2 protein-coding genes and 1 pseudogene are annotated in these 1,452 nt (G+C 50.7%); 1 reads left to right on the top strand and 2 read right to left on the bottom strand.

Going from position 1 to position 1,452, the window contains the following annotated elements; all coding sequences use genetic code 11:
- Nucleotides 1–32 precede the first annotated feature (32 nt).
- Together G3480_RS26630 and G3480_RS29160 are read right to left on the bottom strand one after the other, a co-directional pair.
- Nucleotides 33–383: a hypothetical protein gene (locus tag G3480_RS26630; protein ID WP_164657208.1), complete on the bottom strand. Its 351-nt coding sequence runs from the start codon at nucleotides 381–383 to the stop codon at nucleotides 33–35.
- 173 nt (nucleotides 384–556) lie between these two features.
- Nucleotides 557–682 carry a hypothetical protein gene (locus G3480_RS29160; protein ID WP_276611761.1) on the bottom strand — a complete coding sequence of 42 codons (126 nt, stop codon included), beginning with the start codon at nucleotides 680–682 and terminating at the stop codon, nucleotides 557–559.
- 102 nt (nucleotides 683–784) lie between these two features.
- Between G3480_RS29160 and G3480_RS26625 the strand changes: the two are divergent.
- Nucleotides 785–1,360, top strand: a pseudogene (locus G3480_RS26625) (KilA-N domain-containing protein).
- Nucleotides 1,361–1,452: the final 92 nt, after the last annotated feature.

Raw genomic sequence — 1,452 nt, 5'->3', positions numbered from 1 at the left:
TGGGTTTTCGTGCCATGGTGTCTCTCCTATGTTTAGGGATCGAGGTGTTCCTCGAGTGCGCTGCGGTAATGCGGTGGGAGCCAGGGTTGAATCGGAACGACGAAGACAATGCCGAACTGGTTGTTGGCCAAGAAGATCACTTCATAGAAACCATCAACCTTCATGACGCCTTCCCATGGCGCGTCCAGTAACGTCCAGTCCTCCCAGAGATCAATGAGGGGCTTATCGATATCACCTTCATCAATCAGGACGACCCAACCGTCAGCATCCGGGTCGTAACCTTCAAAAGTGGTTAGGCTGTTGACGAGTTCAGTCAGTAGTGGTTTGGCGGGGTGATCAGAGGGAAAGGACTTCAGGTCCTTTGGAGATTTGAACGAGCGCATGGATTCCTCCTTAAAGAAGGCTTAATAGGACTGATTGGAAATGCCAGTGATGGCGCTAGGAACAACGGTCTTTAGAGAGGGGGGAGCGAGCGGGGGGGGTGTTAATCGACCTAGACGGCTTTAGGCACAATCCAGCTCATCAACACAGCAGGAAGAAGCGAGCAGAGATCGCTCTAGATGACTTTGAGCACAATCCAGATCATCAACACAATGGTGATGAAGGGTGACAAGAATATGATGAACTGACGCAGAGCGAAGAAGGCGAGCACAACGATGGCGATGCGGAATACTGGATGCACAGAAACTCCTCTGGTTTCGAATAAGATGGATCAAGGATCGTAGGCACAAAAAAACCCGCCGAAGCGGGTATCTGTTGATGTAGCCTAAATTCGCGGTCTTGCTTGAGGATAGACTCGGATCGTCTCAGTTTATTAGTCAATGATTGCTTGAGACTTAACGATCTTCATAAGGCAGCTGGAGGGGAGAAGAAGTATCAGCCTGCGAATTGGCTCCAGTTAAGTAGCACCAAGGAGTTGCTTGAAGAAATTCATCAAGAGGGATCCACTGCTGAAATTTCAGGACTGCTTCCGGTTGAACCGCTTGCAACAATAAATTGAGGAAATGAAAGAGGCACTTATGCCAATAAGAAACTTGTTTACGCTTATGCCACATGGATAAGCGCAAAGTTCTTCAGTCATGTTCTAGATGTTTTTGATGCTATTTGTGTGTTTAGATGGCAGCGAAATCGTAGGATCAAAAGCATCAGGCAAAAAAAGCCGGCCTTGGTCATCAGTTGGGTCGGTAGGGTGAGGGTGGACGAGCGAGAGCAAAGTCCACCGAATCCCGCGTCGGCTTGGCGCACAGAGCGTGCAATGGGAGACCCGACCCCGGTCCTACTTACTAGACGTCAGTTCACCGCCGCGCACACGGCGACGACGGGCCAAGCCCAGGAGGGTCAGGCCACCACCCATGATTAAAGGTATGGTACCTGGTGTTACGTCCCTCCCTTAAACAGGCGTAGCCGCCTGAAAAATCCCACGGTCCGCCAGGACCTCGGTTGAACCATTCC

The sequence above is a fragment of the Thiorhodococcus mannitoliphagus genome (genome assembly GCF_010915725.1).
Classification (GTDB): Bacteria; Pseudomonadota; Gammaproteobacteria; order Chromatiales; family Chromatiaceae; genus Thiorhodococcus; species Thiorhodococcus mannitoliphagus.
This window is presented reverse-complemented; position numbering and strand designations above follow the sequence as displayed.